This window comes from Sphingomonas sp. GC_Shp_5 (genome assembly GCF_026540855.1).
In the GTDB taxonomy this organism is placed as follows: domain Bacteria; phylum Pseudomonadota; class Alphaproteobacteria; order Sphingomonadales; family Sphingomonadaceae; genus Sphingomonas.
In genome coordinates this window covers 1-26,796 of sequence record NZ_JALNUP010000017.1, presented here as the reverse complement: position 1 = coordinate 26,796, position 26,796 = coordinate 1, and the positions used below count along the sequence as shown (strand labels likewise).

29 protein-coding genes are annotated in these 26,796 nt (G+C 62.4%); 11 read left to right on the top strand and 18 right to left on the bottom strand.

What is annotated here, in order from left to right:
- Positions 1 to 23: 23 nt before the first annotated feature.
- On the bottom strand, positions 24 to 404 hold the full coding sequence (locus OXR60_RS13815) for a hypothetical protein (RefSeq protein WP_267396501.1): 381 nt from the start codon (positions 402 to 404) through the stop codon (positions 24 to 26).
- 690 nt (positions 405 to 1,094) lie between these two features.
- On the opposite strand from OXR60_RS13815, the gene OXR60_RS13810 reads away from it, so the two are divergent.
- Positions 1,095 to 2,108, top strand: coding sequence for a glycoside hydrolase family 43 protein (locus OXR60_RS13810; RefSeq protein ID WP_346015437.1), 1,014 nt, complete (start codon positions 1,095 to 1,097; stop codon positions 2,106 to 2,108).
- 25 nt (positions 2,109 to 2,133) lie between these two features.
- Here the strand turns inward: OXR60_RS13810 and OXR60_RS13805 are convergent, their stop codons facing one another.
- The 5 genes from OXR60_RS13805 to OXR60_RS13785 form a co-directional block, all read right to left on the bottom strand.
- The gene (locus OXR60_RS13805; protein ID WP_267396500.1) at positions 2,134 to 3,276 is read right to left on the bottom strand and encodes a 1,4-beta-xylanase; all 1,143 of its coding nucleotides are present in this window, start codon (positions 3,274 to 3,276) and stop codon (positions 2,134 to 2,136) included.
- Positions 3,277 to 3,296: 20 nt separating this feature from the next.
- Positions 3,297 to 4,439, bottom strand: coding sequence for an aldose epimerase family protein (locus OXR60_RS13800; protein WP_267396499.1), 1,143 nt, complete (start codon positions 4,437 to 4,439; stop codon positions 3,297 to 3,299).
- A 55-nt stretch (positions 4,440 to 4,494) separates the two neighbouring features.
- Positions 4,495 to 7,509, bottom strand: coding sequence for a TonB-dependent receptor (locus tag OXR60_RS13795; protein ID WP_267396498.1), 3,015 nt, complete (start codon positions 7,507 to 7,509; stop codon positions 4,495 to 4,497).
- An 89-nt stretch (positions 7,510 to 7,598) separates the two neighbouring features.
- Positions 7,599 to 8,537: a FecR domain-containing protein gene (locus OXR60_RS13790; protein WP_267396497.1), complete on the bottom strand. Its 939-nt coding sequence runs from the start codon at positions 8,535 to 8,537 to the stop codon at positions 7,599 to 7,601.
- A complete protein-coding gene (locus OXR60_RS13785; RefSeq protein ID WP_267396496.1) occupies positions 8,521 to 9,087 on the bottom strand; it encodes an RNA polymerase sigma factor in 567 nt (188 codons plus the stop codon). The genes OXR60_RS13790 and OXR60_RS13785 overlap by 17 nt, the downstream gene beginning before the upstream one ends.
- 94 nt (positions 9,088 to 9,181) lie before the next feature.
- Between OXR60_RS13785 and OXR60_RS13780 the strand changes: the two genes are divergently transcribed.
- Complete coding sequence (locus tag OXR60_RS13780; RefSeq protein ID WP_267396495.1) at positions 9,182 to 10,165, top strand: PHB depolymerase family esterase; 984 nt, start codon at positions 9,182 to 9,184, stop codon at positions 10,163 to 10,165.
- Between the two features lie 191 nt (positions 10,166 to 10,356).
- Here OXR60_RS13780 and OXR60_RS13775 read toward each other — a convergent pair whose 3' ends face one another.
- Complete coding sequence (locus OXR60_RS13775; protein WP_267396494.1) at positions 10,357 to 11,397, bottom strand: NADP-dependent oxidoreductase; 1,041 nt, start codon at positions 11,395 to 11,397, stop codon at positions 10,357 to 10,359.
- On the opposite strand from OXR60_RS13775, the gene OXR60_RS13770 reads away from it, so the two are divergent.
- The gene (locus OXR60_RS13770; protein ID WP_267396493.1) at positions 11,396 to 12,400 is read left to right on the top strand and encodes a LysR family transcriptional regulator; all 1,005 of its coding nucleotides are present in this window, start codon (positions 11,396 to 11,398) and stop codon (positions 12,398 to 12,400) included. The genes OXR60_RS13775 and OXR60_RS13770 overlap by 2 nt on opposite strands.
- A 108-nt stretch (positions 12,401 to 12,508) precedes the next feature.
- Here OXR60_RS13770 and OXR60_RS13765 read toward each other — a convergent pair whose 3' ends face one another.
- Positions 12,509 to 12,871, bottom strand: coding sequence for a helix-turn-helix domain-containing protein (locus OXR60_RS13765; RefSeq protein ID WP_267396492.1), 363 nt, complete (start codon positions 12,869 to 12,871; stop codon positions 12,509 to 12,511).
- A gap of 76 nt (positions 12,872 to 12,947) precedes the next feature.
- On the opposite strand from OXR60_RS13765, the gene OXR60_RS13760 reads away from it, so the two are divergent.
- Entirely contained in the window at positions 12,948 to 13,271 is a 324-nt protein-coding gene (locus tag OXR60_RS13760; protein ID WP_267396491.1) for a putative quinol monooxygenase, read from the top strand.
- Between the two features lie 375 nt (positions 13,272 to 13,646).
- Here the strand turns inward: OXR60_RS13760 and OXR60_RS13755 are convergent, their stop codons facing one another.
- Entirely contained in the window at positions 13,647 to 14,243 is a 597-nt protein-coding gene (locus tag OXR60_RS13755; RefSeq protein WP_267396490.1) for a TetR/AcrR family transcriptional regulator, read from the bottom strand.
- A gap of 118 nt (positions 14,244 to 14,361) precedes the next feature.
- Here OXR60_RS13755 and OXR60_RS13750 point away from each other — a divergent pair, with 118 nt between their 5' ends.
- Together OXR60_RS13750 and OXR60_RS13745 are read left to right on the top strand one after the other, a co-directional pair.
- Positions 14,362 to 15,384 (top strand): NADP-dependent oxidoreductase, encoded by a 1,023-nt coding sequence (locus tag OXR60_RS13750; protein WP_267396489.1) that lies wholly within the window; start codon positions 14,362 to 14,364, stop codon positions 15,382 to 15,384.
- Positions 15,385 to 15,445: 61 nt separating this feature from the next.
- Positions 15,446 to 16,189, top strand: a complete 744-nt coding sequence (locus tag OXR60_RS13745) for an SDR family oxidoreductase (protein WP_267396488.1) — start codon at positions 15,446 to 15,448, stop codon at positions 16,187 to 16,189.
- Between the two features lie 172 nt (positions 16,190 to 16,361).
- On the opposite strand, the gene OXR60_RS13740 is transcribed toward OXR60_RS13745, so the two are convergent.
- Together OXR60_RS13740 and OXR60_RS13735 are read right to left on the bottom strand one after the other, a co-directional pair.
- Entirely contained in the window at positions 16,362 to 16,835 is a 474-nt protein-coding gene (locus OXR60_RS13740; protein ID WP_267396487.1) for an AtaL-like protein, read from the bottom strand.
- Between the two features lie 35 nt (positions 16,836 to 16,870).
- Positions 16,871 to 17,734 carry an NmrA/HSCARG family protein gene (locus OXR60_RS13735; RefSeq protein ID WP_267396486.1) on the bottom strand — a complete coding sequence of 288 codons (864 nt, stop codon included), beginning with the start codon at positions 17,732 to 17,734 and terminating at the stop codon, positions 16,871 to 16,873.
- 103 nt (positions 17,735 to 17,837) lie between these two features.
- Here OXR60_RS13735 and OXR60_RS13730 point away from each other — a divergent pair, with 103 nt between their 5' ends.
- Positions 17,838 to 18,731, top strand: a complete 894-nt coding sequence (locus tag OXR60_RS13730) for a LysR family transcriptional regulator (RefSeq protein WP_267396485.1) — start codon at positions 17,838 to 17,840, stop codon at positions 18,729 to 18,731.
- A gap of 11 nt (positions 18,732 to 18,742) precedes the next feature.
- On the opposite strand, the gene OXR60_RS13725 is transcribed toward OXR60_RS13730, so the two are convergent.
- From OXR60_RS13725 to OXR60_RS13700, 6 genes are all read right to left on the bottom strand, one after another.
- Positions 18,743 to 19,096 (bottom strand): glutathione binding-like protein, encoded by a 354-nt coding sequence (locus tag OXR60_RS13725; protein WP_267396484.1) that lies wholly within the window; start codon positions 19,094 to 19,096, stop codon positions 18,743 to 18,745.
- Positions 19,083 to 19,382 (bottom strand): glutathione S-transferase N-terminal domain-containing protein, encoded by a 300-nt coding sequence (locus OXR60_RS13720; protein WP_267396483.1) that lies wholly within the window; start codon positions 19,380 to 19,382, stop codon positions 19,083 to 19,085. Before OXR60_RS13720 ends, OXR60_RS13725 begins: the two co-directional genes overlap by 14 nt.
- Complete coding sequence (locus OXR60_RS13715; protein ID WP_267396482.1) at positions 19,379 to 20,296, bottom strand: alpha/beta hydrolase; 918 nt, start codon at positions 20,294 to 20,296, stop codon at positions 19,379 to 19,381. The genes OXR60_RS13720 and OXR60_RS13715 overlap by 4 nt, the downstream gene beginning before the upstream one ends.
- Before the next feature lie 112 nt (positions 20,297 to 20,408).
- Positions 20,409 to 21,227: an SDR family oxidoreductase gene (locus tag OXR60_RS13710; protein WP_267396480.1), complete on the bottom strand. Its 819-nt coding sequence runs from the start codon at positions 21,225 to 21,227 to the stop codon at positions 20,409 to 20,411.
- Positions 21,228 to 21,269: 42 nt separating this feature from the next.
- Complete coding sequence (locus tag OXR60_RS13705) at positions 21,270 to 21,938, bottom strand: SDR family oxidoreductase (protein ID WP_267396479.1); 669 nt, start codon at positions 21,936 to 21,938, stop codon at positions 21,270 to 21,272.
- 120 nt (positions 21,939 to 22,058) lie between these two features.
- Positions 22,059 to 23,063 carry an AraC family transcriptional regulator gene (locus tag OXR60_RS13700; protein ID WP_267396478.1) on the bottom strand — a complete coding sequence of 335 codons (1,005 nt, stop codon included), beginning with the start codon at positions 23,061 to 23,063 and terminating at the stop codon, positions 22,059 to 22,061.
- 62 nt (positions 23,064 to 23,125) lie between these two features.
- Between OXR60_RS13700 and OXR60_RS13695 the strand changes: the two genes are divergently transcribed.
- On the top strand, positions 23,126 to 23,860 hold the full coding sequence (locus OXR60_RS13695; protein ID WP_267396477.1) for an SDR family oxidoreductase: 735 nt from the start codon (positions 23,126 to 23,128) through the stop codon (positions 23,858 to 23,860).
- A 191-nt stretch (positions 23,861 to 24,051) separates the two neighbouring features.
- Here the strand turns inward: OXR60_RS13695 and OXR60_RS13690 are convergent, their stop codons facing one another.
- The gene (locus OXR60_RS13690; protein ID WP_267396476.1) at positions 24,052 to 24,465 is read right to left on the bottom strand and encodes a transposase; all 414 of its coding nucleotides are present in this window, start codon (positions 24,463 to 24,465) and stop codon (positions 24,052 to 24,054) included.
- Between OXR60_RS13690 and OXR60_RS20020 the strand changes: the two genes are divergently transcribed.
- The 3 genes from OXR60_RS20020 to OXR60_RS13675 all read left to right on the top strand — a co-directional run bounded on the left by OXR60_RS20020 (position 24,402) and on the right by OXR60_RS13675 (position 26,601).
- A complete protein-coding gene (locus OXR60_RS20020) occupies positions 24,402 to 24,746 on the top strand; it encodes a hypothetical protein (protein WP_267396569.1) in 345 nt (114 codons plus the stop codon). The two genes, OXR60_RS13690 and OXR60_RS20020, sit on opposite strands and share 64 nt — an antisense overlap.
- A gap of 303 nt (positions 24,747 to 25,049) precedes the next feature.
- Positions 25,050 to 26,009, top strand: coding sequence for a bifunctional helix-turn-helix transcriptional regulator/GNAT family N-acetyltransferase (locus OXR60_RS13680; protein WP_267396475.1), 960 nt, complete (start codon positions 25,050 to 25,052; stop codon positions 26,007 to 26,009).
- A 265-nt stretch (positions 26,010 to 26,274) separates the two neighbouring features.
- A complete protein-coding gene (locus OXR60_RS13675; RefSeq protein WP_267396474.1) occupies positions 26,275 to 26,601 on the top strand; it encodes a hypothetical protein in 327 nt (108 codons plus the stop codon).
- The last annotated feature ends 195 nt before the right edge of the window (positions 26,602 to 26,796 follow it).

Sequence of the window (26,796 nt, the reverse complement as noted above, 5' to 3'; positions counted from 1 at the left end):
TTTAAGTTATCAATGACGCAAGGTCAGCCCGACAATATAACTTTTATTGAGTGTATTTGATCTGCGATCCGCCGCATGAAATGGTTGGCCTGCCGCGTATATTCCTCCCAAGTCGGAGCATTCGAAGATTGAGCAAGTGAAGTGAAAGCGCGAAACTCAGTTGCAATCTGATTCCATGCATCAGCGGCCGAACGCAATGTGCTTAGCTTGGAATTGTGCTGACTGGCCATGACCTTCATCTGTTCGTCGAGCGAAAATTGAAAAGATGTGATCGCCCCTGCCATTCGGAGCCTCAGCGGGCGGAGTGGCTCAAGGGATGTCGCGCTTCCTGTGGCGATCATCGCCTTCGCTTCTAAGATGATCGCATCCATGCGATCCATGACTTCATGCATGGCTGCGGGCATCGGAATCTATCCCTGTGTATGCCATCACAACGCTCAAAGGATCAGACTTCTCCTTCGTCGGTTTTCGGAAAGGCGGCGGGTTTCGATAATGACCAGCTATTCTCGAAACTCGATCTCTTTTGAGGCGGCCTGCGCCGTGCTGGGACGCACAGGCCGTTCCTGTAGCCGCGTGAAAACCACAGATGGTTCGGCGGGGCTTTGCAATCGTCGCTATTCGATGAATGGCTGTCGGGGATTGGAAAGAAACAGCCCGGCGGAGCTCTCAGATGTTTCTGCTCCTGCTCGGAGAAAATCGTTGAAATTGACGCAAAAAGAGCAATTCTGCGGAACTATGTATTCGGTGCTGGCTCGGTCGAGGATATAGGGTTGAACGAAGTACGGCGACCTGAGGGGGGCAGCGTGCGCGTTGTTCGAGCACATCGACAATCTTAGCTAGATTCACTTTGCCGAACTCCACTTTTGAATAACACGATTCCTCTTGGCGACAGTAACAGAGGGAAGTCGACTGCGTTTGAGGCGAATCGAGCTAACTATCCGTCTGCGATATCCACCATAATGGCGTTTCTCATCAAAACCGATTTCGCTTCGCGATGGTAGAAGACTTGGCGTTATTCTGTTGGCGATGAAGCAGCTATAGCGAAGGTTCCGAGGTGTGGGGGCGCACTGTTGCCGTAACAGCGGAGAAAACAAGTGAACGCCAGAACTATCATCGTACTGCTGCTGGCATCGACGGTGCTCGGGACCGGGCAAAGCTTGCCGGCGCGCTTGGCCGGTCGTTTCCACAATCCACTGCTGCCATCGGGCGCGGACCCATGGATCGTTCGTGATGGCGACGTGTATTATCATATGCATACAACCGGCCGCGGCCTGGAGATTTGGAAGACACGCGACGTCACCGACCTCGCGCACGCCGAGCACCGGGTGGTGTGGCGTCCGTCGCAACCGGCCGCCAACGGCGTTTCGATCTGGGCGCCCGAACTGCACCATATCAATGGCCGCTGGTACATCTATTACACCGCCGCCGAGACCGGGCATGACGACGACGCGCACCGCGGCATCTTCGTGCTGGAGAACGCCGCGACCGACCCGACGACGGGCGACTGGATCGATCGGGGCCGGCTAGCGACCGCGCGGCCCGGGATCGACGGCACGACCTTCGCTTACGGTGGCAAGCGCTATTTCGTATATTCGCCCTATGTCGGCGCGGACAGCGACATTGCGATCGTTGCAATGCGCGATCCGGTGACGTTGAGTGGCCCGGAAACGATCATCGCCCGGCCCGACCAGCCGTGGGAACGCCAAGGCGGGCGCCAGATCCTTGAGGGGCCCGAGTTCCTCGGCGGTCCCAAGGGCGACCTGTTTCTGACGTACTCCGGCAGCGCGTGTTGGTCGGACGGCTACGCGCTGGGCATGCTGCATGCCGCGTCAGGGAGCGACCCGCTCGATCCTGCGGTGTGGACCAAACGCCCGAAGCCTGTGCTGGCCAGTTCGGCCAAGGCGCAAGTATTCGCACCGGGGCACAATGGCTTCTTCACCACGCCAAAGGGCGAAACGTGGATTGTTTATCACGCCAATCCGGCGGCGGGGATGCGATGCGGGCCGCAGCGCTCGCCGCGGATTCAGCGTTTGACTTGGGGGCGGGACGGAGCGCCCCGCATTCCCGCTCCGGTAGGATTGGGCGTAGCACTCGATGAGCCCGAGTAAACGCGAGCCGCCCTAAACGGGCGCGTTATGGCAGCGGGGCAGGCGGCACCACGCCTTTTGGTGCCGTGGCGAGGCGCTTGATCAGGTCGGTCTCTGCCTTGCGATAGGGCGTGCCGTCGGCACGCAGCACTTCGTGGAACCACACCGTTGGCTCTTCATAAACGTACGGCTTCTTCCAGCTGTCCCATGGCAGCCGGGTCTGGGTCCTGCCGTCGACGAACCCCCAGTTGATCATGCCGATCCCGAGTTTCTTGCCAATCGGCAGGCTGCCGTCGAAGGTCGAGCCAGCGCCGCGGGCCATGAATTCAGTGCAGATCACCGGTCGCCCGAAGCTCAGCATCTGGCGCGCACGCTTCACGAAGGTTTCAGGCCAGCTGTAATCGTGGAAGGTCATAATGTCGGAGCGAGATAGCTGGGTGCGCTCGACCGGGTCGAGCGTCGTGGCCTGATCCCAATGATCGCCGATCCACACGCCGCTGGTCAGCGGCTGGGTCGGATCCTGCTGTTCCGCCCACGTGAACACTTGGTCGAGCAGGCCAGCGACGAGCTTGGTTTTGCCGGGCGTCTCGGGATAAAGACCGTCGCCAGGATTGTTGGGCTCGTTCCACACATCCCAAGCGAGGATGCGATCGTCCTTCGCGAAGCTGCCAACGATGTCCTTCACATAGGCTTCGAGCTTGGGATATTGGCTCGGATCGGCCAGCCGTGTTGCGCCGGGGCTCTGTACCCAGCCGGAATTGTGGACGCCCGGGATAGGTGGACGCTGCGGGCCGAGCTTGGGATCGGGGTCCCAGCAGCTGTCGAACAGTACGAACACCGGCTTAATGTGGTGCTTGGCGGCGATCGTAAGGAAAGCGTTGATGCGCTGCTTGAAGCCGGCAGCGTCCTGCTCCCACAGCATGTTGTGCAGGAACACCCGCATCGTCGTCATGTGGAGGCGCTCGGCCCAGCCGAGCTCCTTGTCGATCGTGAGGGGATCGAAGCTGTCGGCCTGCCACATCTCTAATTGGTTGATCGCGGTGGCAGGGGTGTAATTAGACCCCACCTGCCATGGCTGCGCGCTGCCCCAGCGATTGGCCTCGGCCTTAGTCCACTGCTCGCGCGCCTGGGCGGGCTGAGCGAGGACGGCAAGGCTCGTGGCAGCGAGCAACATCATGCGACGGATCATAGAAGTTCCTAACTCTGTCTTTAGCGCGTTTGACCGGTAGTCAGGCGATAAGTCATTATGTTGCGATAGGTCTGACCCGGCGATAACCGCGCCGAGCCGAACGCCGGCTGGTTGGGCGTGTCAGGGAAGATCTGCGGCTCCACCACGAACGCATCACCCTCGCGATACACTTTGCCGGCTTTGCCCGAACTCGTGCCGTCGAGAAAATTGCCCGAATAGAATTGCAGTCCCGGCTGGTTCGACCACAGTTCGAAGCCGCGGCCCGAGCTCGGATCGCTCGCCTTGGCCATCAGATGCTGCTCGGGCGTCACGCTGCGACCGACGATCCAATTATGGTCATAACCGCGCGCGAACACGATCTGCTGGTCGCGCGCGTCACGGACGCGCTCGCCGATTGCACGGGCCGAGCGGAAATCGAAAGCGGTGCCGGCAACGAGCTTGCGCTCCCCAGTCGGGATCGCACCGGCATCGGTCGGCAAATAACTTTCGGCCGGAATCGTGATGCGCGTGCTCATCGCGCCATTGCTTGAGCCTTCGCCCGGCAGGTTCCAATAGCTGTGGTTGGTGATGTTGACGATCGTCGCCCGGTCGGTGGTAGCGCGATACTCGATCGTGAGCTGATCCTGTTCGTCGAGCGAATAGATTGCATCGACGCTCAGCGTGCCGGGATACCCCATCTCGCCATCGCGGCTGGTATAGTGCAACCGGAGCGAGGCCGTCGGGCCGTTTTTGACCTCGGCGACTTGCCACAACACCTTGTCGAAGCCGACGGTGCCACCGTGCAGCGCATTGGCGCCGTCATTAACTGGTGTCTGATAGTGCTTGCCTTCAAGGTCGAAGCGACCGCGCGCGAGGCGATTGGCGAAGCGCCCAACGGTGGCGCCGAAATACTGCGGCTTGGAGAGATAGTGCGCGAGATCGGCATAGCCGAGCACGACATCGGCGCGGGTACCGGCGCGATCAGGTAGCAGCAAAGATTGCAGCGAGGCGCCATAGGCGATGATCGTCGCCGAGACGCCATGGCGATTGGTGAGGGTCACTGCAGGAACGTCACGCCCGTCGGGCAGTGTGCCGAAGGTCGATCGCTTCGCATCGGCGGCATGCGCGGTCTGCGCCAGCAGCGCTGTGGCGCTCGCGGCCAAGGCCAGAACCAGGGTTTTCATCGATCCACTCCCAAAGCGTGCGCGGGCCGGGACTGCGACCCGCGCGATCAAGGTATTAGAAGCGGAAACGTGCACCGATCGAATAGGTCGTGTCGTCGAACCGATAGTCGTGCACACTATCCGAATCAGCATAGAAGCTGCGATATGGCGTCCGGGTGATGTTCGTACCGTCGACCGTTAGCGTGAAGTTGGGCGACACGTCATAGTTGAGGCTGAAATCCAGCCGGCCCGCCGCTCGCACGCCGTTGAGGAACTCACCCGCATCGACCGGGCGGATACTCGTCGTCGTGGTGTTATCACCGTCGAAGTAGGTCGAACGGTAATTATAGGCCATGCGGAACGATGCACCGTATTTTTCATAGATAAAGCCGACGTTGTAGTTGTACTTGGACACGCCAAGCAGCGGCCGGCCGTAAAGCGGATCGGTCTTGGTCGTCACCTCGGAGTCGGCGAGCGTGAAATTGGCGAAGGCGCCGATGCCGGAGAACGGCCCAGGCAGGAAATCGAAGAAATATTGGCTGGCCGCCTCGACACCCTTCAGGGTCGCCGAACCGAGGTTGCGCGGCCGCGAAATCTGATAGGTGAAGCCGCCGATGGTTTCGGTGCTCGCCGCGGTGATCACGCGGTTGGTGATGTCCTTTAGATAGATGCCGACCGAAACGTAATTCGACTTTCCGAAATAATATTCGGCTGTGGCGTCATATTCGTTCGCCTTCTGCGGCTTCAGATCGGGATTGCCCTGGGATCCGGCTGCCTCAACATTCGGGTTAGTCGATACCGCATAATTCAGGCCAGGATTGAGCGACGCGAAATCCGGGCGCGAGAGCGTCTTCGCATAGCTGGCGCGCAGCTGCAGGCCACCGCCGAACTCCAATCGCGCACTGAAATTGGGCAGAAAATCGGTGTCGCTGGTGCTCCGTGCGACCGGGACGAGCGTGGTCGTGCCGTCAGGGTTCACCACCGCGCCGGTACCGGAAATGTCCCGATCGGTGCGGGTGATGCGAATCCCGAACAGGCCGTCGAGCTTCACGGGGCCGCCGAACTCCACCGCGTACTTGCCCTGCGCATAGCCTGAATAGGTCTCTTCCTTGGCGCGGAAGCTGCGCTTGGGGTCATACGGCTGGTCGCCTTGCGCGACACCGAACAGCTGGAGCAGTTGGTTTTCAACCGTAGGATCGAGCAGCATATCGATGCCGGGTTGCAGCCAAGGGGTGCCGCCATTGATCCGTGGCACGCCCGGGACCGCCTGAAGGAAATTGGCGGGAAGCCCTTGGCCGTCGACCGGCGTGACCAGCGGCCCACCCGGGGCGGTGGGGTTGACGACGACTTCCTGATACTGGCCGATGCGCCGCGCAAAGCGGGCGCCGATCTGGATTTCCTTCAAAATGCCGCCGACTTCGTAGCGCGTGTCGAGCTTGGTCGAAAACAGCCTTCCGGTGGACTTGAGGCGATCCTCACTCAGGCCATCGGTGAAGAAAAAGCCGGTGGAATCGCTGAACGGATTGCCCGGAGTATTGAAGCTTACGCCCTCATTATCGTTTAAATCTGCATTGAGCACTGGCACTCGCTTGCCGATGTCGATGATGAACGTCTTCGAGATATAGGTCGATTGCTCGCCCGAAACATCGAGATTTGCGTGGAAGCGGCCGTGGTCGTATTTCACACCGCCACCGTAGATATAGTCGTCCGTGCGTTGCTGATGTGCCTGGTCGCTGCTGAAGGCGGTGGTGTTTAGCGCAGTATAGGAGGTTGCTTTACACAGGTTCTGCACGGTGGACTTGGGATCAGTCGTCGAACCGTGGTAACCCGAGCTGTTGACAAGATAATTACCGCAATCGCTCCCGACCTGCAGATTGGTGATTTGTGAGGCAGCGTAGGCGCTGTTAGCAAAATATGAGGTTGACGATCTGTTACGGTAGCCGGCCCAAAGCATGTCGGCATAGACCTGCAGGTCGGGTGAGGCCTGCCACTGCACGGAACCGTTCAGCTGCGGACGCGAATAGGTGCCGAACTGCTCCACGCCGCCCACGGTGTTAGGGATCAGTGCGCCAGCCGCGCCGGCTGGTCCCGCATTGCCCGAACGCAACGCTCCGGCATAAGCGATCGGGCGATCAAAATCCGACTTGGCGTAGGAGCCACTGACCAGAAACCCTATCTCGCCAATTCCAGTATTAAAATGATCCGCCACCAGCAGGCTGGCCGACGGATATGACTTGTTGAGATTTGTCGACAGCGTATTCTTGATGCCGCCCGCCAAGGTGAACCCCTTGAAATCGAACGGGCGGTGTAGGTCCAAGTTGATCGAACCGGCGACGCCGCCCTCGATCATATTAGCGCTGTTGTTCTTGTAGACCTGTGCACCGGCGAGCGCCTCGGCGGGTATATCCTGGAACGAGAAGCCGCGTCCTTCGCCGGTGAACACTTCGCGGCCATTGAGCGTCGTCTCGATGTCGGCAAGACCGCGGATCAGCGGGTTTACAATCTCGTTATTGTCGCCGACCGACACCTGCACGCCGGGAATGCGCTGTAGCGCCGAAGCGACGGTGGGATCGGGGAATTTGCCGATATCCTGCGCGACGATCGCGTCGACGATCTGATCGGAATTGCGCTTGATGGCGGCGGCAGCCTGGAGCGAGCTGCGGATACCCGTGACGACAATATCTTGCGCTGCGTCATCGGTCGTCGACGGGTCTAGCGATTGGGAAGCGTCGGTGCCGACGGGCGTGGCGTCAGGGGTATTTGCAACGCCTTTGCGGTCCTGGACGGATCGACGGCGCAAAACGACGCTCGAGCCTGTGATGACCGGTTCGAGGTCGGTTCCTAGCAGCAATGTGCGCAGTCCCGTCGCTGCGTCCATCGTACCTTGAACCCGGTTGACTGATACGCCGTCGACCAGCGCACTGGAAACGGCGATTTCAATTCCGGCCTGACGTGCGAACAGGGGAATACCTGAGCTTGCGGGCTGCGCTGGAATATCAAAGCGCCGCACTTGCGCAGTGGCGGCCGCGGCGGGCGCTGTGCTGCAGAGGATCGCGACGGTGGCAAGCAGATACGTAGGAACACGGCTCATTCAGAGATCCCCCCTGGGTTTTGACGGCGCCTAAAATGACGCTCTCGGATGATACGAGAGCGATCGGCGGCGCTTCCGTCAGCTCCGGATCAATTTTTTCGTACCAGGCGGATTTGGTCTCCGCTCTCGACTACGTCCGCATCGAGCGAAGCGCTGACCATCGCGGCGAAGTTCGCGGGCTTGTCAATCTTGAACAGGCCGACAAGGCGTTCGTTCGCCAAGTCCGGGCTGTCGATTACGAGCTGCTGGCGATTGTAGCGGTTGAACTGCGCTACGGCCTCGGCAAGCGTCTCATTCTCCAGCGAAATATCGCCGCTACGCCACGCAAGCGTGCGCTCGATCGCCGCCGGCGCAGACCCGACCGTCGGTGAGGCGGCATCCTTGCTGAAATTGGCGAATTGTCCGGCCTCGAGAATAATCATTGCGCCGGTGGAATCGCTCGGCCAGGCCGCGACTGTGCCTTCCGTGACGGCGACTTGTACGCCGTCAGCGCCGCGACTGACCGAAAAGGCCGTACCCACCGCCCGAACCTGGGCGACCCCAGCATCGACAACGAAGGGCCGCGTCCGATCCTTGGCAACCTCGAACCAGGCTTGCCCACGCGCGAGTTCGATCCGGCGATTGTCGCTGGCGAGGATAATGCGCAATTCGCTGCTGGTATTGATCGTCGCGACCGATCCGTCGGCCAGCGGCAGCCGTCGGATTTCGCCGCGGCTAGTCGCGATGTATTGGCCGCCGAGCCGGGACCAGCCGAACATCCCGGCGAGCGTCGCGGCGATGGCACCGCCGGTGCCCGCCATCATCCAGCGGCGGGTGATCGCGGGGAAACGGTATGACCGTGCCGGTGCGAAGCGATGGTCGGACTGCAGGCTCTCATCTATTATGCTTAACCCTGCCAAGCTGCGCAACAACACGCCGGGGTGGTGCGGATCGCGTTTCAGCCAAGCCTCGAAATCGGCTTGCTCATCCCGAGCGATTGGATGGCGCAACGCCCAGGCGGCGGCCTCTTGCTCAATGCGATCGTTCACGGCGTACCTCTGCGTTCGGCACGTCGCTCGGCGCCGGGTCGGTCATGTACTTGAGGATCGCGCGCAAGCTGCGGCTGGCGTCGTTTTCAACCACTGCTTCGCTCACGCCGAGACTCGCCGCGATTTCCTTCTGGCTAAGGCCGTCAACGCGTCGCATGATGAAGATGCGCCGCGCGCGCTCGGACAGCGTTGCCAGTGCCGCTTGCGCGCGGCGCAGTTCTTGGCGCCCGGCGGCAATGCGATCAGGGCCCGGGGTGTCGTCCTGGACTTGTATGCCGTCGAAATCGTCGAGCGCTTCCATCCGGACGACCGAGGCCCGCTTGCGCTGGTGCTGCGCCAGCCGCCGTGCGATCGTGAAGAGATAAGCGCGAGGCTCGTCGATCTGGCGGAAATCGCTGAGCTGCGCGAGACGGCAATAGCATTCCTGCACGATGTCCTCCACCTCGCTCTCGGACATGAACCGCCGCTGCAGCCACAGGCGCAAGTCGCGTTCATGCGGCAGGATTTCCCGCCCGACCCACGCCGACAATGCCCCCCACTCTGCGCTCACGCTGCGTCCTTTATTCGGTACGAGCGGTGTTCGATCGTTTTCCGTCACGCAAAACGTCATTTCTTTTTGAGTTATGCCAATGCGTCCGTGCGCCTTGCGGCGCGCGTTTTCCTCTGGCAGTCGCAGACTCCTGGGGCTGGTCCGATGCAACAGATCGGCCATGACGGAGAGCGATGTGCGCGGTTTAACCATGCGTCTGGCTACGTTGATTCTCGCCGCCTTCCTGGCACCATCGGCACACGCTGCCGGCTGCATACTGCCTGCCGCGGGCACTACCGAGCGCGTGGCGATCGGCGGAACCGGACGCGTAATGCTGGTCCATGTGCCGCGCGGTTTTGCTGGCGACGCACCTTTGGTCTTCGTGCTGCACGGCAGTGGCGGCACCGGCACTGACATCCTCGCCGACAGTGGCTTGGCTGCCACCGCCGATCGCCATGGTTTTCTGCTCGTCGCACCCGATGGCGGCATCGCGGCGGGACGCGGCTTCGTGTGGAACATTCCCGGTGTTCCGACCATAATCGGCAAGGTACCGAGCCGTGATGATCCCGACGATGTAGCCTATTTCGCCGCGGCGATCGACTGGTTCTCGGGGCAGGGATGTGTCGACCGCAGGCGCGTTTATGCTACCGGTCTTTCGGGCGGTGGGCGGATGGCGTCTTGGCTCGGCTGCGTCGCGGCGGACCGGTTCGCCGCGATCGGCCCCGTGGTCGGGCTCCGCGCCGGAAACCCCTCGGCCAGCGACCCACAGCGCCCCGATCCGGCCAGTTGCGCGCCGGCGCAGCCGATGCCGGTGATCGCCTTTGCCGGCGGCAAGGACACCACAAATCCGATCGCGGGCGGCGGTGCCGGTTATTGGCAATACCCGATGCGCACCGCGGAGGCACGCTGGGCCGAGCTTGACGGATGTCAGTCGGCGCTGCCGCGGCGCACGCTGATGAGTGGGATTATAGAGGAGGGCTATTCCGATTGCCGTGCGGGTGCCGAGGTGGTCGCGCGGATTGATCCAGGCGGAGAGCACCGCTGGGTGGTCGACAACGAAGCGCTATGGGCGTTTTTCGCGCGACATCGCAAAGACTGAGCCTGAGCTTGGAGACCATCGAATTGGCTCTGCTCGCGCGCCGCGCAGAGCCCGCTTATAACATTGGCGTGACAACCCGCCCGAGGGCGACAGGGGCTATTAGGAGGGTCGGGCCTGATCTGCGGCCGAGCCTCTCCCCTGCTCAAAATCGCTCGTTTTCGAGAGGGGTGGCCTTTGTCGATCGTGAAAACCTATGCCAGTTCGTTCACCGTCAGCGCGATCTTGCCGCGGATATGACCCTTGGCCGCCCTCTCGTGGGCCTTGCGGGCATCGGCGAGCGGAAAGCTGCTGTCGATCGCGACACGGATCGTTCCATCGTCGAGTAAGGGCCTGATTTCGCCCAGTTGCGCCCCGCTGGCGCAAACCTGCGTCGTCGAGAAGGTGATGCCGCGCTCCTTGGCTTCGTCACCGCCTGAGGCGCCCAGGCCGAAAATCGGGAACAGTGCGCCACCTCGTTTGATCGTGCGCAGAAAGCGCGCGGTGGTCGGGCCGCCGATCGCATCGACAACAAGATCGAGATCATGCGCTACCTGCTCAGGAGCAGTCTTGGTGTAGTCGATGAACGCATCCGCACCGAGATCGCGCAGGAACGCCTCATGGCCGCCCGACGCCACGGCCGTCACATAAGCACCCTTCCATTTTGCGAGTTGCACGGCGAAGTGCCCCACACCGCCAGCTGCTCCGTTCACAAGGACGTGCCGGCCCGCCAACGGGACAGGCACATGCTGCGTCGGTTGGAGCGGGTTCGGGACATGATGCCCCTGATCGATCAGGAATTGCCACGCCGTGAGTAGCGACATCGGGGAGGCGGCGGCATGGATGTGATCGATGCCGATTGGCTTGTGGGCAACGTCGGTAACCGGAACGCTGACATATTCGGCATAGGCGTCCCCAAGCCCTTCGGGGAAGCGGACCATCGAATAGACTTCGTCGCCAATGGCGAACGCTTGAACGTCCGGTGCCATCTCCACGACGGTCCCCGAAATGTCCGTCCCCAGGATGATCGGAAACGCCAGTTGCGGTCGCCACTCCGATGGTAACATCTTCATCCCGTCGCGCAAATACCAGTCGGGCGGATTCAGGCCGACCGCATGCACACGCACCAGAACCTCACCTGCTTTTACCTCAGGGCGTGGCGCGTCCTCATATCGCAAGACTTCGGGACCGCCGAACTCGTGCTGCCGGATGGCTTTCATTGTTTTCATGAACATCGGTTGATCCTTGTTCCGCATGAGAGATAGCGTCGTGCCGCATCGAGCGATCCATCTAGGCGCATCAAACGACATTGATAATCGCGGCCATGTTCGCTTCAATTATTCCATGAAGGAACAGATTGGCTTAGAGCGACTGACCGGCCTGATCGCATTCGCCCGAGCCGGATCGATGGGCAGCTACACCGCGGCCGCACGCTCGCTCGCTATCTCGCCCTCGGCGGTGAGCAAGAGCGTTCAACGGCTCGAACAACGTCTGGGTGTATCGCTGTTCACGCGGACCACGCGCTCCCTGACGCTGACACCGGAAGGGCGCGATCTGCACGAGCGAGCGCTGCGGCTGCTGCGCGATGCTGAGGAGATCGAGCAGGTTGCGCTCATGGCGCGATCGGAACCTTCCGGCCTGCTGCGGATCAGTGTGCCGCTGCCGGTCGGCGTCCATCTGATCGCGCCTGCACTGCCTGCGTTCCGTCAGCGCTATCCCGGAGTTACGGTAGACCTTCAGGTCAATGACCGGATTGTCGATCTTGTCGAACATGGGATCGATGTCGCCGTGCGGATCGGGGAACTAGCGGACTCTCGGCTTTTGTCGCGTCGGCTAGCTCCCTATCAACTCTGCTGTTTCGCCTCGCCTGACTATCTCGCGGCCCGTGGGGCGCCAGCCCATCCCAACGACCTCAAGGACCACGATACCGCCAACTTGCGCTATCAAAGTTCGGGGCAGACCTATCGCTGGCCGTTCCGGATCGGAGACCGCGAGGTTGAGCTTGTGCCGTCTTCAAACATTCTGGTCGATGCGAGTGAGGCATTGGTGGCGTTGCTCGTGGCCGACGGCGGCGTCGGCATGCTCGCGACATTCATCGCCGCACCCTATGTGCAACGAGGGGAACTGGTGCCGGTCCTCGCCCCGTTCACCGTCAGGCGGAGCAACATCACGGCGCTCTGGCCCGAGAGCCGGCGGGCGAACCCGGCTGTCCGCGCGTTCCTCGCCATGTTGCAGAGGCTCACGAGCGAAGCGCTATAAACAATCGACTGCTAGCACAAACGGGAGAATGGCGTTCCCGCTTCACCATCATGAAATGAGAATGGCCGCCCACGTGCTGGAGGCGAGGGACGAATTAGCCGACTGGCGTCAGCTCGATTCTGATGCACGACACGCCACGGCCTTGATTCGATCCCGATGTTCTATCCCCCATTCGCACAATGGCCGCAGCGTTTCGGCCAATGTCATGCCGAACGGTGTCATCGTGTAGTCCACTTTGGGCGGCACCTCCTGATAGTCATGACGGGTCAGCACCTCAGCCGCAGCAAGTTCGCGCAACTGCTGGATCAACACCTTTTCACTGATGCCTGTAACCAGCCGTTTGAGATCGCCGAACCGCTTGGAGCCTGAGTGCAAGTGATACAGGATCAGCGCCTTCCACTTGCCTCCTATCACCGTCAGCGCGACCTCAAGGCCGCAATCAGTTTCCGCGCCGTCGTCAGATTTTTTCATACTTACCTTTAGGTTGGTACTATCGACTTTACCAGCGAGTGAGCATCTGCTCCTCTCCACATTCGCGGAGACTAAGATGACCGACACGCCTGCGTTGCTGATCTATACCACCTATCGGCTTGTTCCCGACGACCTGGAATCGTTCCGGGCGCTCGCGTTGCGTATGTCGAACACCGCCAAGGCGCGCGATGGTTGTGTCTTCCTCGATGTCGCTCAAGATGCTGGCGATCCGGCAACCTTCCGTTTGATTGAGGGCTGGCGAGACCAAGCCGCTTTAGATGCACATGGCGCAAGTGCCGAATTTCAGACCGTGATGAAGGATGCCGCTGACCTCGGGATCGTCGGCCGGGCAATCGATGTTTACACGATTGCGGAGAAGAAAACGATCGACTTGCCTTGATGTCTGGGGGTCGTTCACATCTAAGCTGTGGACGAGCCCTCCACGTATGCCTGATTGCATTTTCCCAAAACGAGCAGCCATCGGGAACGGCGCACCCTTCTCGATTGGGCATTCTTTTTAAGAATGGAGCTGTCGGAGGCGGTGTGCGTAAACGTCCGTTTGTTGAACACCTAGATTGGCTTCGGGCCGGGGCCGCCCTGTAGATATCAGAGCTAATTGGCACGGCTCTGTCGGCGATAAATGTCACGCTTCTTGGCAGAGCGGCCTTCTCACAAGGATGGCATTCTGGGAAAGCCGCCCGCCATCGGTGCTGCTGTATAGACGGAGCGCCGCCAGCGTGGCTGCATGGCGGGACCTTCTAGCGCGTTATGGCAATCATCCTGTTGGCGACGCGGGCCATGTCGTCATGGCTTGGCGGACGACCGCCAGCAGTCGTTCGCGCGAGAAGCCGGCCTTCGCTTGTACGGCCATACCGTGCGCGACGGCGAGAACGTACGCGGCAAGCGCGGCGCAATCAGCCTCGGCCGGCAGATCGTCCTCCAGCTTAGCGCGCTCGAACCGCGCCTGAAGCGCCGTTTCCCCGGCGGCCCGCCACTCGATCAAAGCTCGTTGAACGGGTTCTGCTTCGTCCGATCCGGCCATCGCGCCATTGACGCCGAGACAGCCCGCTCGGTCGGCGAAACGCGTGCTGAGTTCGGCCGCACCTTCCAATACGCGCATCGCCACCTGGCGCGAGTTCGGCTGTTCCAGCGCCTCCCAGACATAATTACCGTAGCTCGCGCCGTACAGCTCGAGGGCGCGGTGGAAGAGCGATTCCTTGTTACCAAACGCGGCGTACAGCGCCGGCCGCTCCACGCCGGTCGCCGCCACCAGATCGGAATAGGAGGTGCCCTCAAAGCCCTTGCGCCAGAATACACCGAGCGCTGCTTCCAGTGCGGCCTCGGCATCGATTTTTCTAGGCCGCGGCATCATCAGGTCCGATCAGTTTCATAACGCCCGTTACTAATCGCCTTGACGTCCTACGTCGAGAGTCATAACGGCCGTTACGTAACGCACGTTATGAAACAATGAAGTGCCTGTAGGAGCCAACATGGTTGAGACATCGAACCGCCAGTTTACCCTCGCTGCCCGACCGGAAGGCGTTGCGCGGCTAAGCGACTTCACGCTGACGAAGGTTGCCGTTCCGTCGCCTGGTGACGGGGAGGTCCTGTTCCGAAATACGCTGTTCTCGATCGATCCCTACCAGCGGAATCTGATGGGCAACGGCTCGTCCGAGTGGCCGACCATCAACATCGGCGATCCGATGGGCGGACCGACGGTTGCGGTGGTCGAGGAGAGCCGACACCCGGACTTTGCGGCAGGCGATCACGTTCAGACCTGGTCCGGCTGGCAAGATTATGCGGTTTCGGACGGGTCCGATATCCGCAAGCTTGATCCCGCTGTGGCACCGCTCTCGACCGCGCTCGGGCCGCTGGGCCTGACCGGCTTTACCGCATGGTACGGAGCGACCAAGGTGCATGACTTCAAGGCGGGCGGCACTCTGGTGGTTACCGGCGCGGCCGGATCCGTCGGCTCGACCGTCGTCCAGCTGGCGAAGCTGCGCGGGCTTCGGGTCGTCGGCGTGGCCGGCGGCCCCGACAAGATCGCGTACCTAAAGCACGAGCTCGGTGCCGACGCGACAATCGACTACAAGGCAGCCGACCTCGTCGAACAGGTCAAGAGCGCCTTGCCGGAGGGTATCGATTCGTTCTTCGAGAATGTTGGGGGGCCGGTCTTCCCGGTGCTGATGGAACACTTCAACAATGGCGCGAAGATGACGATCTGCGGGACGATCTCCGACTACAGCGACACGGAGCTGCCAAAGGGCATCAATTACCTGCCCCGTCTCATCACGCTGATCCACTACCGCTTCATCGACATCAAGGCGTTCGCGACACCGTACGTCATGGACACCTTTCCCGAGTTCTTGGCTGAGGTGACGCCGTTGGTGACGGGCGGAAAGATCAAATATGGGGAGGAGTTCGTCGACGGCTTCGACAAGCTTCCCGCAACGCTCCTGAAGCTGTTCGACGGAAGCCACAGCGGCAAGAAGCTGATCGTCCGGAACGACTGACCCGGCGCCCACGTGCTCGCCGCGCAGGGCCCTTTCCCTCTCTAAGTACAAGGCAATTGATATGAACGAACTCGCTGGAAAACGCGCGTTGGTAACAGGCGGCTCACGAGGCATTGGCGCGGCGATCGCGCTGGCTCTCGCCGAAAGGGGAGCTGACGTCGCCATCAGCTATGAGCGCGCTGCGGATCGCGCGCAGGGCATCGTCGAGCAAATCGAGGTCATGGGGCGGCAGGCGATCGCTATCCAGGCCGACGCCGCCGATCCGGAAGCGAACCGGCGTCTCGTTGACGAAGCGGTCCGCGCGCTCGGCGGCCTCGACATTCTGGTCAACAATGCCGGCGCCTTTCGGCACGGGACGATCGCTGAACTCAGCCTCGACGACATCAACACGCTTCTCCACGTCAATATTCGCGGGACTGTGTTGACCACCCAGGCCGCGATCCCACACCTGAAAAGCGGCGGGCGCGTCATCACGATCGGCTCGAACATCGCCGAGCGGGTGCCGTTCACGGGTGGCTTTACCCTCTACGCCTTGACGAAGTCGGCGCATCTCGCCTTCACCCGCGGGCTCGCCCGCGAGCTGGGTGCCGCCAATGTGACCGTAAACCTCGTCCAGCCCGGTCCGATCGAAACAGAGCTGAATCCGGCACAAGGTAGTAACGCGGACCTGAACCGGAGCCTCATGGCGCTGCCGCGCTACGGCACTACCGAAGAGCTGGCGGGCGTGGTCGCCTTTCTGGCCGGGCCGGCGGCAAGCTTCGTGACCGGGTCCGTCGTCACCGCCGACGGTGGGTTCAATGCTTGATCACTGAGGTCGCGCGGATCGCCCGGGGCACCTGCGTAACACCGGACGGAAGTGACCATTGACGGTGATCTGAAGCCCATTCGGGCGCCGACGCCGCCTCGTCGGTGCAACCGGATGCCGAGCGCCAGCCGGACTGCCCCGTGAGGCAGTCCGGCGGTTCGGTCTTGCGACGTTAGAGGGCGCCGTCGGCGAGCAGTTCGCGGGTGCGCTTCAGGGTCGACAGGAGCGCGGCCTTGTAGCCCTTGTCGCTGTCGAACTGCGCCTGCTCCGCCTGCTCCTCGGGACCATTCGGCTCCATGCCGCGAAGGCCGAGGTAGCAGTAGAACTTAAGCTGAAGCTCGCCCTCTCCGTCCTCGAACAGTTCGTTGACGATGGCGCCTTCACGCGGGCCGGTCGCCTGGAAGAACGTCACCTTGGCTTGCTGCTCGAGGGTGATGATCTCCCGCAGGTCCTGGCCGGCGATTGTCGCCTCGCGCACGAAGTGACTCGCGCTCTCCTCGGTGACGTCGCAGCGAGTGCAGAGGCCGGGCGGCAGGAACAGGCGGGCATCGCGCGCCTTGCGCTCGAGCCCCTTCCACACCTGCTCGCGGGTCAGCTGGGTTTCGCCTTCCGGGTTCACCGGAACGGTGGCGGTCGAATAGATCATGACGATAGTCCTTTGTTCGAGTGGATCGCGGAAGATCAGCCGGCGATCTGCGCGACGAAGTCGCGGTAGGTGCGCAAGGGGCGGCCCAGCAGCGCGGTGAGCCGGCCGACGTCGCCCGCTTCGGGAACCATGCCGTCGCTGTTGAAGCGATCAGCCATCAGCCGCATGTCGTAAGCCATCCAGCTTGAGCTGAACTGGCGCATGTTCTGCTCGAAGCCGGCCGTGTCGTTGCCGGGAAAGGCAATCGTGCGGCCGAGTACGTCGGACCAGATAGCGGCGGCATCGGTGCCCGTCAGCGTGTCTGGACCGACGAGGTTGATGCGGGTCAGCGGCAGCGTCTCGGCAGACTGTTCGCGGCGGATCAGCTCGATCGCGGCAATCTCGCCGATGTCGCGCGCGTCGATCATGGCGAGGCCCTTGTCGCCGATCGGCATCGGATAAATGCCGTAGCCGGTGATCACGTCTTTGATCGTGACTTCGTTGTCCATGAAATAGGCCGGGCGCAGGATGGTGGCGTTGAACCCCATCTGCTCAATCATCCGCTCGACACCGAACTTGCCGGCGAAGTGCGGCACGTTGACGTACACATCGCTGTGGATGACCGAGAGGTACACCACCCGTTCGATCCCCGCCTCGCGGGCGACGTTGAGCGCGATCAGCGCCTGGGTGAACTCGTCCGCGACGACGCCGTTGAGCAGGAACAGCGTGGAAACGCCCGACATCGCGGCGCGCAGCGAATCCACGTCGAGCAGGTCGCCCTGGACCACCTCGACACCGGTCGGCAGGCTGGCCTTGGCGGGATCGCGGACAAGGGCGCGCACATCGGCACCGCGGTTGACGAGTTGTTGAACGACGTTGCTGCCGACGTTGCCGGTAGCGCCGGTTACGAGAATGGTCATGGGGTTACTCCTTGGTTGAGCCGGTTGGCACTTCCGAATTTAGTGATCCACATGCGCAGCAATAGCCGCTATATCTGGACAGACCGTCTCACGGATGAAACACATGGATCTGCTGGCACTTGCCGATTTCAACCTGGTCGCCCGCCATGGCGGATTCGGAAAGGCAGCCCGCGCCGCCGCACGTCCCAAGGCGACCTTGTCCCGCCGGGTGGCGGAGCTGGAGGCGAGCCTCGACCTGCGCCTGTTCGAGCGCGGCGCGCGCGACCTGAAGCTGACGGAGGAAGGACGCGCGCTGTTCGAGCGCACCGCCTTGTTGCTGACCGAGCTCGACGAGACGGCCGCCGCGATCGCCTCGGGTGGACACAATCCACGGGGGCGGTTGCGGATCAGCGCGCCGTTGCTCTTCTCGCAGACCGCAATGGGCAAGCTCGCGGCAGGCTTTGCGCTGAAGTTCCCGGAGGTGCGCGTGGAGGTGACGACGGAAGATCGCGCCGTCGACATGATCGAGGAAGCTTACGATCTGGTCATCCGGGTCAATCCCGAACCGGATGCAAATCTGGTCGGACGCGTCTTTCTGCACGACCGGCTGGTGGTCGTCGCCAGTCCCGAGCTGGCGGTGCCTTCCGACGGCATCTCCGTTCCAGCCGTCGTGCGTGGCTCTCACAGCCAGCCCGCCACGTGGGTGATGGCGACGGCGTCGGGCAGGTCGACGATTGCCGTCAACCCGGTCCTGAGCATGTCATCGCTCGTCATGGTTCGCGACGCCGTGCGCATGGGTATCGGCGCGGGCCGACTGCCGCTGTCGCTCGTCAGCCACGATCTGGCCGCCGGCACGCTGGTGTCATGGGGCGACGTCGAAGGGCCGGGAACGGCGCTGTGGGCGCTCTACCCGACCCGCCGGCTGCTGAGCGCGCGGGTGTCGGCGTTCCTGGACCATTTGCGGGAAGCCTTCCCGCAAGGAACACCCGATGAACTCGCCGCCTATGTCGGTGGATGAAAGTCGGTGCCTCACGCCTCCCCCCAAAGGCGAAGGACCCGATCAACCGCCGGTCGCGCAAGCATCCGGTCGTAGTGACGCGCGACGTTCGACGGCAGCTCTATGCCCTGCCTGGGTGTCCAGCGTTCGACATAGAACAACGCCGCGTCGGCAATCGTGAAACGATCGCCCGCCGCGAACTCGTTGGTGGCAAGCGCCGGATCGAGGAGCGCGAGGCCGCGCTCGACAATCTCCCGCCCTTGCAGCTTCACGTCGCTTGCGCCTGCCTCGCCTATGACTTGAACCGCTTCCCGCGGCCCCAACTGCGCCGGCACGAAGATCCGCGCAAAACCCTGCGCGTGGATCGTGCCCTCAACATAGCCCATCACCTCGGCTACCCGTGCTTCCCCGTCGGGATCGTCGGGCAGGGAGCCCCACATTCGGCGCCTGCCGCGCGACCCATGTCGCGATCGCGCTGAACTCGGTCAGCACCGCGCCATCGTCGCGCACCAGCGTCGGCACCTTGCCTTTGGGATTGATGGCGAGAAACGGCGGCTGTCGCGTTTCGCCGGCACCCACGTCGAGCCGTTGCGTCTCATAGGTCAGCCCCGCTTCCTCGAGCAGGATGTGGATCCCGATCGCGCAGGTACCCGCGCCCCAATAGAGTTTCATGCCGCAGTCGCCTTGGCAAAGGCGGCGTCGAGAAACATGCCGGCGCCGTCCAGGGCCTCCGGCGCAGCCTTCAGCATGCTGACGTTTGCCGGAAAGACGTGCACCATACCCTTCCAGATATGGACCTCACAAAGGATGCCGGCTGCATCGGCGATCTTGCCGAACCGGCGCGAATCGTCGAGCAGAACTTCATCGTCGCCGACATCGATGCGGATCGGGGGCAGACCTGACAGGTCGCGGGACATGGCGTTCGCGCGAAAGTCCTGGGGATCGGCTCCGCTCAGATACTGGCTGGCCCCCTGCTCCAGGAGTGTGCGGGACAGGATCGGATCGACATCAGCCCGGCTGTCCATCGTTTCGCCGGCGAGTGACAGATCGATCCACGGCGAGAACAGTGCCGCCGCGACCGGGCGAACCGCCGCGGTGCCCGAGGCGATCAGCGCGAGGCCCAGCCCTCCACCCGCAGAGTCGCCGGCGAGCGCGACCGAGCCGAACCCTGCGGATCGCAGTCCGTCCAGCGCGCGACGCGCATCGTCGAACGCGGCGGGGAACGGGTGCTCGGGCGCGAGGCCGTACTCGGCCACGAATGTCGCGGCTTTTGCGCGTGCAGCGATCTGGCTGGCGAAACCGCGATACGCCGTTGCCGAACCGATCACATAGCAGCCGCCGTGCAGGTACAGAATTGCCCGGCCCGGTATGGCGTCCACAGGGCGACACCACCAGCCTGATACGCCACCCGCCTCGCCGGGCGTCCAGGTGACGCCATCCGGCGCCGGTGTTCGCGCCATCAGCTCGTCATATCCAGGCCTGCCTTCCGGCGCGATCGGCGGGGCTGCCGACAGCTTCATGAAGCCCCGCATTGCCAGCATTGCTGCGCGATCGAGGACGTACTCGTCATGTGTGGTGATGCCCATCTGCTTGTCGTCTCCATTGGGCTGGTGCGGCCCTTGATTTCATCAATGCGAGTCTGCCGCCACGATGTTGGTTCGACACCTGATCGCTAGCTTGCACGACCAGCGCCACGGTTCAGTCAATGCCGAACTGCGCCTTGATCCCGCGGAAGAAGTCGTCATCGCTTGAGGCAGCGCGCTTGGCGAGGATCTGCTCCGCGTCCTCGCCGGCAGCATAGCGTAGATGGTCGCTGTCGTCGGTTGCGGCGGTATGGACCAGTTCCGCGACCTGCTCGGGCGAGGAGCCGCCCTCCATGAACGGCCCGAACGCCGCCATCACCGACTGCACCATCGGCTGGTACTCGGGGATCGACTCGTCGTTGCTGAAATCGAACGACCGTCCGGCGAAATCGGTCTTCATCGCGCCGGGTTCGATCACCTTGACCCGGATGCCGAGCATGCCAAGTTCATAATGCAGCGCTTCGGAGATCCCTTCGATCGCGAACTTCGTCCCGTGATACAGCGCGCCCAGCGGGAATGCCAGGCGACCACCAATCGAGGCGATGTTGACTAGAGTGCCGGCGCGGTTTGCGCGGAAGTGCGGGATGATCGCCTTGGCGGTGGCAAGCGGGCCGAGCACGTTAACGTCGAACTGCCGGCGGATACTCTCGCCGGAGGTCGCTTCCAGCGGGCCATAGGCGCCATAGCCGGCGTTGTTGACCAGCACGTCAATGCGCCCGAATGCGTCGATCCCGGCGTCGATCGCGGTTTCGATCGAGGCAGTGTCCTGCACGTCGAGACGCGTCACGAGAACACGGTCGAGTCGGTTGAGCTCGGTTTCCCTTTCCGGGCTGCGCATGGTCGCGACGACGTTCCAGCCCTTCGCTTGAAACAGCTTGGCGGTGGCACGGCCGAGCCCGCTCGACGTGCCCGTGATGAGGATGGTCTTTGTCATGGTGTCACTCCTGTTCTTGGTCGGTTTGGGGATTGGCCGTCGTCACCATGCGATCAGGGGAGATTTGCCGAGCCACTGATCGGTCCCGACCTGGTCCACCACGAAACGGGCGGCATCCTCGCGAGAGATCGTGCCGCCATGGAAGCGGGACAGGTCCTCCAGTGCCCTAACGTCGCCACGACCGGGCTTGTCGTTGAGAACGGCCGGCCGCACGAGCACCCAGTCGAGCCCACTCGCCCGGACGATGTCCTCCTGGCGGTTCTTGTCTGCGTAGACATGGCGCAGGAGCAGTGGACGGATCACACGGTCGAACAGGAACCCGCCATGGCCGGCGCTCTCGCCGGCACCGATCCCGGTGATGGCGACGAGGCGCGAAACCTGCTCGGCCTTCATCGCTTCCACCAGCGCCCACGTGGCCGACGAGAGCAACGTCACTTCGCGAAACGGGCTTGCGGGCGTACCAAGCGCGCTCAACACCGCGTCCTGACCTTTCAGCGCGCTGCGCAGCACGTTCGCGTCTCGCGCATCGCCCGTGACAAGGTGTGCGCCCCCGAGGTCGCCGGCCTTCTCGGGCGAGCGGACCAGCGCGGTGACCTTGTGTCCCCGCGCTAGTGCTTCTCTGACGATGAGCCGGCCGGTGCCGCCCGTCGCTCCAAGCACGAGGACGTTCGAGGGCGTATTGTTCGGTGAACTCGTCATGGCGGCCTCCATTCACGACGCCTTGCGCGTCGTCATGAACGGCAAAATAGCGATCCATGCCGGGCCGGTAAGGGGGTGAATTTGGACACACCGTTCCGCAGGCGAGACGCAGGCGCGTGGCCTTGGGACTCGTCAACGCACGCGCATGCCGGTGAGGAGGAGCGGTGAGCGAGAACGACGCGGCCGTTCCGTTTGCGATGAATTTTCGGGAAGTGAGCAGTGCTGTTGCTTGCTTGTCGGGGGCACGCCGAACCTACGCCTGTAAGCATAGGTGAAGGCACTCTGGGACATGTAGCCGGCGCTGTTCGCCACGCTGGCTACGGTTGCGTCACCACGCACCAGTGCCGCGCGCGCTAGCGTTAGACGCCATGATCGCAGGTAAGCGAGCGGAGGTTGTCCGACACGGCGGGCGAACTCGGCAGAAAAGGCGGCTCGCGACATACCGGCCAAGCCGGCGAGCTGCGCCACTGTCCACGGGTGCGCGACTTTGTCGTGAATGGTTTGGAGAACACGGCCAAGCCTCGGGTCGATCAAGGCTCCGAGCCAGCCGATCTTGGCCGAACCGGCAGTGTCGGCATAGGTCCGTATGGCTTCCACCAGCAGCACGTCGCCGAGCCGGGCGCCGACGATTGCGCGACCCATCGTGTCGCGCTTGGATTCCCGGTTCATCAGGTCGAGGATGATCGCGACCGCATCGGACGCAGGCGAAGATCGGGCAACAACCATGCACTCCGGCAGCACGTCGAGGAGGAAGTCCGCGTGGCCGGCCGTGAACGTGATCGTTCCCCCGATCGCTATCGTATCGTCCCCGTCCAGACGTACCACATCACGGCCCCCCGCGTAGAGGGCCTGACCGTCGACAGGCGTTTCATCAAGGTGACTTGCGATAGCGTAAGCGGTGCGCCCGAGAACGCATATGTCCCCCTCCGACAGATGCTCCGGCGCGCTACCAGGCCGCAGCACCCACCCACTGCCACTTACCATTGCCACGAACTTGAGCCGGTCGATGGCAGGGAAGGCCAAGGCCCACCGGCCGGACGCTTCTAGGCGGGTCTGGCGCGCCATTCTTGCGCCGAGAACACTCAAAACGTCGGAAAGCGGATCGCGGGGCATTTTGGACGAACGCGACAAATCCATGGACGTAGCAGCATAGGTCATCTGCCATGGCGGCGCTACCTCCCAAATAAAGGAGATGGTCTATGAGCATTGAGGGCAAAGTCGTCGCGATCACAGGCGCGAGCAGCGGGATCGGGCGAGCAACCGCCATGCTTCTTGCGAAGCATGGTGCGGTCGTGGTGCTTGGCGCACGCAACGGGGACGCGCTGAAGATCATTGTCGAGGAAATCGCGAGCAGCGGGGGAAAGGCAGTCTTCGAGACTATCGATGTTCGCCGCCGGGGCGATCTGGAAAGGCTTGTCGCCCGCTCAATCGAAGCGGCGGGGCGGCTCGATGTGATCGTCAACTGTGCAGGGATCGGCCCGATCTCCCGCCTCGACGCACTCGACGTCGAAGACTGGGACGCCATGATCGACGTAAACTTGCGCGGCACACTTTACGGGATTGCCGCCGCTCTGCCGGTGTTTGCACAGCAGGCAAGCGGGCATGTGGTCAACGTCATCTCCACCGCCGGCATCAAGTTGGTTCCGACTATGGGAGTGTATGCCGCCACCAAGAACGCGGTGCGGACCGCCACGGAGATATTGAGGCAGGAAGCGGGGCCAAGTCTTCGCGTGACCGAGGTGTCTCCAGGGATGACTGCGACCAACTTCGGCGACAGCATTACCGATCCCGCCACCAAGCGGGCAATCGGCGAACAGATCAGCGCGATTGCCATTCCGCCTGACGCGATCGCCCGTGGCATCCTCTATGCCATCGAACAGCCGCCGGAAGTCGATGTGGGTAGCATCGTCGTCCGCCCGACGGCGCAAGGATGATACGACGCCTTCCCGATTCCCGTTTCTCGATCCAGACCGTCCGAAAACTCGCTCGTGATCGAGGTCCGTACGGTTACGCCGCTGAGAAATGGCGAAGAGGCGGTCTTTTTCGGCTTTTGCAGTTGATGAGGCCGAAGCGGGCCACCACGAGGCTATATCCAGCGTCGTGACGGCGGATATAGCGGCGCGGATCAGGCCTGCACCGCCCGGATCAACCCCGGCACGCCGATGAGGGTGATGACCCGTCTGAGATTGTAGGCGAGTGCCGTCAGGCTGAACTCTGCGCGCACCTTCTCCAGCCCGCGCATCAGGAATGCGCCCTGGTTCATCGACTGCTTGATCGTGCCGAACGGGTGTTCGACCGTGGACCGGCGGATGACGAGGAGGTCTGGTCGCTCTGCGAGACGCTCGGCCATGCGCTCGATGATTTCTTCCTTCTCCCAGCGGTTGACGCGCCGCCAGCGCCCCTTGGTGCACAGCGCCTTCATCTGGCACCCGCCGCAGGCGGCGGGGTTAGAATACTGGATCGAGACATGCCCGCGTGTCGGCCTATGTCGGCGATGGTGCCAACCGATGGCCGGCCGTCCACCGCATGGATGCCGCACGGCTCTACGGCCTCGCCCTGGAGTACGGTGTCGCCGGCCGGTCGTACCACGCGGTGGCTGAGCAGGGCGTGCCCGTGCGGGCGATTGCAGAAGCGATCGGCGAAAGGTTGAGACTTCCCGTCACGGCCTTGTCCGAAGCCGAGGCTGCCGGTCATTTTGGCTGGCTCGATCGGATCGCGCGGATGGACGTGCCGGTATCGAGTGCCGCAACACGGGGGGGGCTGGGATGGGAGCCAGCACAGCCGCACGACATGTTGGACGATATCAGAAACGGAGCCTGATCGGCAACGTTCTTGGGTGCTTGCGCTGTACCCCCCACGTAGGGGAAGCTGGCTTGGCGCGGAGCCTATCTGCAACGACGCTCCGGCTTCCCATATTCCGATCCTTCGTGAGACAGGTGGCCGGCACACGATTACTTTTTTCAACAGGCCCAACCGTTTTCCGGACGGCAGCTCTTGTCTACTACCGCCGTTCAGGCGGCAGATCGCGGCTGCTAAAAACTTCCTCCTGAATGCAATTCAATATGCCTGGCCATAATGTATAGCGCGCTATATAGCGCGCTATGCCTCTTGGGAGTGTGGTTCATGAATGATGCATTGGCAGATGAAGGAGCGGTAATGCTCGGAAGTCGCCTGAAGAGGCTGGCCGAGCGTCTGCAGGGTGGGGCCGAACGCATCGCCACAGATTGCGGGTTGCCGACGCAGCCTAGCCAAATGCCGCTTCTAACCGCCTTGTACCGCCAGGGGCCGATGACGGTGGGAAATGCCGTGCAAGCCCTAGGCATCAGCCAGCCCGCGGTGACGCGCATCCTGTCGCGTCTGGTCGACATGGACCTGGTCGCGACTACCCGAGACGATCGCGATCAACGCAGCAAGACGATATCGCTCAGCGCGCGTGGCCGGGAGGTGATGGAGCAGGCGGCGACGATGCTCTGGCCGCGCTTGCAGGCTGCTGTAGACGAGGTTTGCGACGCGCCGGCACTACTCCGCCTTGTCGAGGCGACTGAGCGCGCGCTGGCCGAACGGCCGCTCGAGCAGCGGCCGTTCGGCGGGCTGGCGATCAGGCACTTTACCGATGCGTTGGGGGATGATTTCTACCGCATCAATGCCGAGTGGATCGAAAATATGTACCGGCTTGAGCAGACTGATATCGACATCCTCAAGGCTCCAAAGGAACGGATCCTCGAGCCGGGCGGCGACATCCTGTTCGTGGAGGATCCGAAGCTCGGTATCATCGGCACATGCGCGTTGCTGAAGACTGGCGAACGCCAGTTCGAGGTGACCAAGATGGGCGTGCTGGACAAGGCACGGGGCAAAAAGGCCGGTGAGTTCCTGCTGCGGGCAATCATCGCGAGGGCACAGGCGCTGGGATGCGACAGGCTCTATCTGCTCAGCAACACGAAGAGCGCGGCGGCCGTCCATCTCTACGAGAAGCTCGGCTTCGTTCACGACGCCGGGATCATGACAGAATTCGGCAACCGCTATGAACGATGCAACGTAGCCATGCTCTACGCTCGGTCAACCGGACCATGCCGAACCAAGTAGATGACGGGCCCCGCCTGCCCGCATCACACCATCACCGCTTATATCCGTCTAACAAACGGCCGGGGCTGTTGGAAAAGCCAGCAGCTTCCCCCGTCTGCCTTCCCACAAACGAGCGGGTGGCGGGGAACGAGGCAGCTTTCCCGATTGCGATGATCGAGTGGGAACGCTTGTGGTGTCCCGAAACCCGTTGCCGGTGGAGGATGTGGGAAGCCTAGTGAACCGCCCCGGGTTTGCCGACGGCTCTGAGGCTCGAGTACGCGCCCATATGCTGCTCAATAAGGTCTCTGGCTCGATGGTTGCCATAAAGATCGGCAACTCCGATGCGGCCTTGCGAAACTCTCCAGCTCGAACGACTGACGATAGCTCCACAACTGATGAGGAGATACTTATGTTCAAAACCGTATCCGCTGCCGTGCTAATGTGTGTGGCCGTGGCGGGCATCGCGCCTGCCGAGGCCCGCATGTGCCGCAACAGCCATGGCAAGCACTTCCGCTGCCACAAGGTCGTGGCACCGAGGATTAACCCGAAGGCTAAGCACCCGGTAAAGATCCAGCGTTGCCGCGGCAAAGTCGGCCAATTTAACAACTGCTGAATAGCAACGGGCGGTATCCAAGATGCCGCCCGTTATGCTGTCCTGATTGGTCGCTTATTGTGCCGATAAAGAACTGATGCTCAGCTTCGACGGATCACTGCGCGATACAAGTGAGTGTCAGCGAGTGAGTAATATAGCCAGATCTGGTCACCGACCGCCACCACAGAGGCTGCGAACGCAATGTCTGTGGCCGTG